6 protein-coding genes and 1 pseudogene are annotated in these 6,886 nt (G+C 58.6%); 5 read left to right on the top strand and 2 right to left on the bottom strand.

Features of this window, described 5'->3' with window-relative positions; all coding sequences use genetic code 11:
* Positions 1–178: 178 nt before the first annotated feature.
* Positions 179–1,084, bottom strand: a complete 906-nt coding sequence (locus DBR30_RS16960; RefSeq protein ID WP_108542136.1) for a TIGR01777 family oxidoreductase — start codon at positions 1,082–1,084, stop codon at positions 179–181.
* Positions 1,085–1,337: 253 nt separating this feature from the next.
* Between DBR30_RS16960 and DBR30_RS16955 the strand changes: the two genes are divergently transcribed.
* Positions 1,338–2,867 carry an EAL domain-containing protein gene (locus tag DBR30_RS16955; RefSeq protein WP_146181117.1) on the top strand — a complete coding sequence of 510 codons (1,530 nt, stop codon included), beginning with the start codon at positions 1,338–1,340 and terminating at the stop codon, positions 2,865–2,867.
* A 71-nt stretch (positions 2,868–2,938) separates the two neighbouring features.
* Here DBR30_RS16955 and DBR30_RS16950 read toward each other — a convergent pair whose 3' ends face one another.
* Positions 2,939–4,120 (bottom strand): aminotransferase-like domain-containing protein, encoded by a 1,182-nt coding sequence (locus tag DBR30_RS16950; protein ID WP_108542137.1) that lies wholly within the window; start codon positions 4,118–4,120, stop codon positions 2,939–2,941.
* A 349-nt stretch (positions 4,121–4,469) separates the two neighbouring features.
* Between DBR30_RS16950 and trmB the strand changes: the two genes are divergently transcribed.
* The 4 genes and pseudogenes from trmB to DBR30_RS22440 all read left to right on the top strand — a co-directional run.
* Positions 4,470–5,183, top strand: a complete 714-nt coding sequence (gene trmB, locus DBR30_RS16945) for a tRNA (guanosine(46)-N7)-methyltransferase TrmB (RefSeq protein WP_005335228.1) — start codon at positions 4,470–4,472, stop codon at positions 5,181–5,183.
* A gap of 48 nt (positions 5,184–5,231) precedes the next feature.
* On the top strand, positions 5,232–5,564 hold the full coding sequence (locus DBR30_RS16940) for a YggL family protein (RefSeq protein ID WP_005348158.1): 333 nt from the start codon (positions 5,232–5,234) through the stop codon (positions 5,562–5,564).
* 122 nt (positions 5,565–5,686) lie between these two features.
* Positions 5,687–6,607 carry a glutaminase B gene (glsB, locus tag DBR30_RS16935; RefSeq protein WP_005348151.1) on the top strand — a complete coding sequence of 307 codons (921 nt, stop codon included), beginning with the start codon at positions 5,687–5,689 and terminating at the stop codon, positions 6,605–6,607.
* A 29-nt stretch (positions 6,608–6,636) separates the two neighbouring features.
* Positions 6,637–6,886, top strand: a pseudogene (locus DBR30_RS22440) (sulfurtransferase); the annotation flags it as partial.

The raw sequence follows: 6,886 nt of genomic DNA, 5'->3' as shown, positions 1-6,886 counted from the left end.
GGCTGGCACCCTGAGCGATCGGCTGCGGGGTCTGGGTCAGGGACTGTTGTAATCCCGCCAGCGCGAGCCGATGCCACAGAGTGCAATAGCGCATCCACAATAAACAAGCAGCCCGACCATTGGCCGGGCTGCTTGTTTATTGTGGCGCTGACGAGCGGATGCCGCGAGCGGGTGTGAGTTAGCGGGGCTCGCGCAGCAGATTGACGAGGGCGCTCGACAGCTCGGGATAGCTGAAGTGAAAACCGGCCTGTTGCAGCCGTGCTGGTATCACCTTTTGTCCGGTCAGCAGCAGATCTGCCGCCTCCCCCATCACCAGTTGCAACAGCGGCGCCGGGACGAAGAAGATATGCGGGCGGTGTAGCGTCGCTGCCAGGGTCTGGCTGAACTCCCGATTACTGACCGGATGAGGGGCGGTTCCGTTGAAGATGCCGCTGCACTCCTCGTGCTCCAGCAAGAACAGCATGGCACGCACCAGATCTTGCACATGGATCCAGCTCATCATCTGGCTGCCTGACCCCATAGGGCCGCCGAGTCCGAGTCGGTAGGGAGGGAGCATTTTGGGCAGGGCACCACCATCCATACCAAGCACCAGTCCGATCCGCACGATACAGACCCGGGTCTGGCGGCTCTGGGCCTCCTGCGCCAAGGTTTCCCACTGCTGGCAGAGCTGGTGGGTAAACTCGTCGTTGGGAGAGCGGCACTGCTCATCGAGGGTTTCGGTGCCCTGTCTGCCATACCAGCCGATGGCGGAGGCGTTGATCAGCACCTTGGGCGGCGTGCTGGATAGTTTGATGAGATCGACCAGTTGCTCGGTCAGCAGCCAGCGGCTATCGCAGAGCAGCTGTTTGCGCGACTCGCTCCAGCGTCCGGCGGCGATGGGTTCACCGGCCAGATTGATCACCGCATCCACGTCATTGAGGTCATCAAGCCGGTCGAGGTTATCCAATACCTTGATATCGTGACCGAGCAGGGAGTAAGCGCGGCTCCCCTGCCTGCTCAATACCACGACCTCGTGATTGACCTTGAGATGGGCAACCAGCTTGCGGCCGATAAAGCCGGTTCCTCCGGTAATAAGAATCTTCATCGCTGCATGCTCCTGCTGCCGTTTGCTCTACTCTAATTGCGTCGTCCCCCTGCAACAAGTGGACGAGCTTGGCATGTGTTGTTCACTAGACTGGTTTTAACTCTATCTTTTTCTTACCAGATATTGTTGAACAATAGTTTGAATTGATTGATTTTTGTTGGGTGGACATTTGTTGATCAATCGCTATTATGGCGACCCTTTTCGCCTGTCCACCGAGGCTGTCACCCATTATCCGAGCATCAAAGAGGCCGCCATGCCATTTCGTCGTTTGAAACTTCGCCAGCTTTACTCGAGGATTCTGGTGGCGCTGCTGATGGGGGGCGGGATCCTGCTGCTGGGGGTTGTTGCCGTGATCTGGCAGACGGTGACGGAGATAGAGCGTGATGCCGATTCACGGTTGCAGCATGCCCGGATGATGTTTGATCGCTCCATCGGCCATGCCCGGCAAGCGGCCATCAATGTGGAGGGGATGCTTGGTCACTCCTGCAAGGAGGCGGCACAACTCCTGCGCGAACAGGTGGCCACTGTGCCCGATGTCCGTTCCGCCAATCTGGCTGTCGGCAGCCACATCTACTGCACCTCGCTCTATGGTGACTACGATGGCCCCTTCAATCCTGACAGTTATGTGGATGGCAGTCTGCAACTGCTGCCCGGCAATGAGGTCACACCGGATCGTCCCTTGATCGTGCTGCGTCATGAAACGGACAAGGGGAGTGTGCTGATCGGTATAGATGGCTACTACCTGCGCAATACCCTCGAGATCTCCAGCAAGAACTCCCCGATGGCTCTCGTGGTGGGGCAGAGGGCTCTGTTTGGCTCAGGTCAGTTCGGGGCGGCGCCCTCTCCGACAGAAGAGGGTTATATTGCCCTCGCTTCGGCCGATTTCCCCTATCAGGTCGTCACCCGGGTCACGGTGCATGACTACTTGAGCCACGCATGGCGCTACTCCAGAGATACCTTGATCCTTTCTCCATTGCTGGCGCTGCTGATTGGATTCGGCACCTTCAGGCTGATGGGGCGTAGCAGCTCACCAGCGGAGGAGCTCAAGCGCGCGTTGATCGAGGAGGAGTTTATCCCCTATCTGCAGCCGGTGGTCTCCGGTGAGGATGAGCAGTGGCGTGGCTGTGAGGTGCTGATGCGCTGGCAGCATCCCAAGCAGGGGATGATCTCGCCGGATCGCTTTATTCCGTTGGCGGAAGATAGCGGGTTGATCGTGCCCATGACCAGCCTGTTGATGGCCCAGGTGCGCGACCACTTCTCCCCTTATGCCCGCAAGCTGCCGGCAAAGTTTCATTTTTGCTTCAATATCAGCGCCAAGCACTTTCAGGATCTCGACCTGTTGGCTGATTGCAAGGCCTTTCTCGACGCGTTTAAGGACAATCCCGTTGATTTGGGACTGGAGCTGACTGAGCGTGAACTGCTGGTGGCCGATGAGACAACCGCCCGGATGTTTGCCGAATTGCGCAAACTGGGCGTGTTGATCTCTATCGATGACTTTGGCACCGGTCACTCCAGTCTCACCTATCTGCAACAGTTTCAGGTCGATGCACTCAAGATTGACCGGAGCTTTGTGGAGATGATCGGTACGGATGCACTCTCCAGCCATATCGTTGAAAACGTGATTGATCTGGCAAAGCGACTTGAATTGATCCTGATCGCGGAGGGGGTCGAGAAGCAGTCGCAGGCGGACTACCTGCGGGCTCGCCACGTTGACTATCTGCAAGGATATCTCTATGGCCGTCCCATTCCGATGAAGCAGTTTTGCAAAACCCTGTTTGGCTGATCGGTTGAATTAGGGAGCATAAAAACCAGCGATAGCCGCTGGTTTTTTTGTTGGTACCGTTTGTCTGGCGATCAGAGCATGCGCTGGAGGGCGCGGGCCAAGCGTTTGACCCCCTCTTCAATGGTCGCGTCATCGACGCAGGAGAAGCTCAGGCGCAGGGTGTTCTTGATCTCGGGGCGCACATAGAAGGGAGCACCGGGTACGAAGGCCACTTTTTCCTTGATCGCTTCGTCAAACAGCGCCATGGCACTGATGTGGGCAGGCAGAGTCAGCCAGAGGAACATGCCCCCTTCCGGTCTGGTGTAGCTGACGCCGGGCGGGCAGTGACGGGTCAGCGCGGCTTCCATGGCGGCACGCTGGCGACCATAGACCTCCTTGATCTTCTCCAGATGGGCATCCAGTGAATTGTCGGTCAGGAAGCGGTGCAGCACCTGCTGGCTGAAGGCGTTGCTGTGCAGATCGGTCGCCTGCTTGGCGATGGTCACCTTCTTGCGCAGCCACTCCGGCATCACCATCCAGCCCAGACGGAAGGCGGGCACCACGGTCTTGGAAAACGAGCCGAGCAGCACGGTATTGTTTGGTGCCAACTTGGCAATGGGGGGCAGATGCTCGCCCTCGAAGCGCAGCTCGCCGTAGGGATCATCTTCCACCATCAACAGCTCGTGGCTGATCAGCCGCTCCGCCAGTGCCTCGCGATTGGCACGACTGTAGGAGACACCGCTCGGGTTCTGGAAGTTGGGCACGCCGTAGAGCAGCTTGGCATTGGATCCGCTTGCCAGCAGCGCATCCAGCGCCGCCAGATCCAGCCCCTCTTCTTCAAGGGTGATCGGCTTGAAGGTGGGCTGGTAGACAGAAAAGGCCTGAATGGCGCCAAGGTAACCCGGCTCTTCGATGATGAGATCCTGACCCTCGTCGATCAGCACCTTGCCCAGCAGATCCAGCGCTTGCTGGGAGCCGCTGGTGATCAGGATATTGTCCGGATTGACCTGCATGCCGTGGCGGGCCAGATAGCGGTCGGCAATATATTGGCGCAGCGGGGCGAAGCCCTCGGTCGCCGCATATTGCAGGGCGGCAGCCCCTTGCTCGCGCAGTACATCCTGACAGGCCTGATCGATCGCCTTGACCGGAAACAGGTGGGGATTGGGCAGACCACCGGCGAAGGAGATGATCTCCGGATTGGCGGCAACTTTGAGGATTTCACGGATAAAGGAAGGTTCAACCTTCTCGAAGCGCTGGGCAAAAAACGGCTGCATAGACAATTCTCTCGGCATGTGGGCGGTCGCTCCATTCGACCGCCAGGTTATCCGTTTGTATCAGATTTCAGAAATGAGGCAATGATTGTCACAAAAATCGCCAAAAAAGGGCTGGAACGACTCTACTGCGGATTATATTGGACGGTTAGTCGGTGTGGTGATGCCAGTGAGGGAGCAGGGAAGCGGATGGCCGGAATATTTGTTGCGCGAAACACTTGCGCCTTGGGCCTATCTTGGGATAATTCGCTCCCCTGTTTTCGCGGGTCGATGAAATGCCGAGCCGCGAGCGGTCCCGCTCGGGATCGGACACAAGATGTATTACCCGGATTGATGAAATAACGAGACCATTATGCCTGTGACCCAAGATGTATTTAACGAAGACGGCAAGTTCATGCGCAAGATCCGCAGCTTTGTCCGTCGCGAAGGCCGCCTGACCAAAGGGCAGGAGAAGGCCCTGGAAGAGCTCTGGCCGGTCATGGGCATCGATTTTGAGCCAAAGCAGCTCGATCTGGTCGCGCTGTTTGGCCGTGAAGCACCTGTGGTGCTGGAGATCGGCTTTGGCATGGGCGCCTCTCTGGTGGAGATGGCGAAGAATGCCCCCGAGAAGAACTTCATCGGCATCGAAGTACACTCCCCGGGCGTGGGGGCCTGTCTGGGCACCGCTCAGGAAGCTGGCGTCACCAATCTGAAAGTGATCTGCCACGATGCGGTGGAAGTGCTGGAGCACATGATCCCGAACGGTTCACTCTCCTGCCTGCAGCTCTTCTTCCCGGACCCCTGGCACAAGAGCCGTCACCACAAGCGTCGCATCGTGCAGCCTGCATTTGCCCAGGACATTCGCCAGAAGCTGGCCATCGGTGGCGTGTTCCACATGGCGACCGACTGGGAAAACTATGCCGAGCACATGCTGGAAGTGATGAGCGCCGCCGAGGGTTACGAGAACACCTCTGCCACCGGCAACTGGGTGCCGCGCCCTGACTGGCGTCCGCTGACCAAATTTGAACAACGTGGCCACCGTCTGGGCCACGGGGTTTGGGATCTGATTTTCAAGCGTGTCAGCTAAGCTGGCACGTCAACACACCTAGCGTATCAACTAACTTGAGGAGCTATCATGGCCAATCGTAGCCGCCGCCTGCGCAAGAAACTGCGCGTCGATGAATTCCAGGAAATGGGTTTCGACATCAGTTTCAACTTCCCGGTCGGCACTGCCGAAGAGACCATCGATGCGGTAGTCGATGCGATGATCGATGAGGTTGTTGAACCCCGTAAACTGGCTTTTGCCGGCTCCGGTCACCTGGCCTGGGAAGGGATGATCTGCACCCAGCAACTGGGCAAGTGTACCGAAGAAGACCGCGCCGCCGTCAAATCCTGGCTGGAAGGCAAGGGGATGGAAGCCGTGGTCGTTACCGAGCTGTTCGACCTCTGGTACGGTGAACCGGCCTGATACAAGGCTGCCGCATCTGGCGCCTTGTTGTGGGTAACTGAAAAATCCCGCCGCTGGCGGGATTTTTGTCAGTGGGGATGGGATCTCCACCGCTGTTTTAGTCATGGAATCGCTTATTGCTTATGGTGTTGTCATCCGAATTACTGGCCAGCATCCTTGAAGAGGTGCGCCCGTTGCTGGGACAAGGCAAGGTGGCCGACTACATTCCGGCACTGGCTCAGGTACCGGCCGATCGGCTTGGTATTGCAGTCTGTACCGTCGAGGGGGAGCTGTTCACCGCCGGTGACGCTTTTGAACCCTTCTCCATCCAGAGTATCTCCAAGGCCCTGAGCCTGACCCTGGCACTCACTCTCTATCAGGAGGAGGAGATCTGGGCCCGGGTTGGCAAGGAGCCCTCCGGCCAGCCCTTCAACTCGCTGGTGCAGCTCGAGTTCGAGCAGGGGATCCCCCGCAACCCCTTTATTAATGCCGGGGCGCTGGTGGTGAGCGATCTGCTGGAGACCCGCCTCACTGCGCCCCGTCAGCGTACCCTCGAGCTGGTGCGCCGTCTTTCCGGCAATCCGGCCATCATGGCGGATCAGGTAGTCGCCCGCTCCGAATATCAGCACTCTGCCCGCAACGCCGCCATCGCCTATCTGATGAAGGCCTATGGCAACTTCGAAAACGAAGTGGACAAGGTGCTGCAAAGCTACTTCAATGCCTGTGCTATCCGCATGAGCTGCGTCGATCTGGCGCGGGCATTCATCTATCTGGCCAACCGTGGTGTGCCACTGGGCGAGAGCGTACCGCTGCTGCCCGCCCGCACCACCAAACAGGTCAACGCCCTGCTCGCTACCTGCGGTCTCTATGATGAGGCGGGCGATTTTGCCTATCGGGTCGGCATGCCGGGCAAATCGGGTGTCGGCGGCGGTATCATCGCCCTGATCCCGGGCGAGCTCTGCGTCTGTGTCTGGTCGCCCGAGCTCAACAAAGCCGGCAACTCGCTGGCGGGCACGGCGGCGCTGGAGCTGCTGGCCGAGCGGCTGGGTCGCTCCATTTTTTAACCTTGTTCACTATGAATCGAGAAATCACCATGAAACGACATCTTCGCTTCCTGCAGGCCGCGCTGGCGACCTTACTGCTCTGGTGTGCCCTGCCCGCCGTGGCAGGGGAGTTGCCACCGCTCTCGCTGGCCGATGCCAAGGCCAAACAGGCTGTCATCCTGGATACCCGCGCCAGCTACTTCTATCAGGGGTGGCCGATGGAAGGGGAGAAGCAGGGCGGTCATGTGGCGGGCGCCGAGAACCTCTCTGCCGAGTGGAAATACAGCGATGAAGAGTGGC

This window comes from Aeromonas sp. HMWF017 (assembly GCF_003061465.1).
Classification (GTDB): Bacteria; Pseudomonadota; Gammaproteobacteria; order Enterobacterales; family Aeromonadaceae; genus Aeromonas; species Aeromonas veronii.
This window is presented reverse-complemented; position numbering and strand designations above follow the sequence as displayed.

Bases quoted from the DNA above. Each gene is read 5' to 3' on its own strand.
- DBR30_RS16955 (WP_146181117.1), top strand. From the start codon at position 1,338: ATGCCATTTCGTCGTTTGAAACTTCGCCAGCTTTACTCGAGGATTCTG.
- DBR30_RS16960 (WP_108542136.1), bottom strand. From the start codon at position 1,084: ATGAAGATTCTTATTACCGGAGGAACCGGCTTTATCGGCCGCAAGCTG.
- glsB (WP_005348151.1), top strand. From the start codon at position 5,687: ATGGTGTTGTCATCCGAATTACTGGCCAGCATCCTTGAAGAGGTGCGC.
- DBR30_RS16950 (WP_108542137.1), bottom strand. From the start codon at position 4,120: ATGCAGCCGTTTTTTGCCCAGCGCTTCGAGAAGGTTGAACCTTCCTTT.
- DBR30_RS16940 (WP_005348158.1), top strand. From the start codon at position 5,232: ATGGCCAATCGTAGCCGCCGCCTGCGCAAGAAACTGCGCGTCGATGAA.
- trmB (WP_005335228.1), top strand. From the start codon at position 4,470: ATGCCTGTGACCCAAGATGTATTTAACGAAGACGGCAAGTTCATGCGC.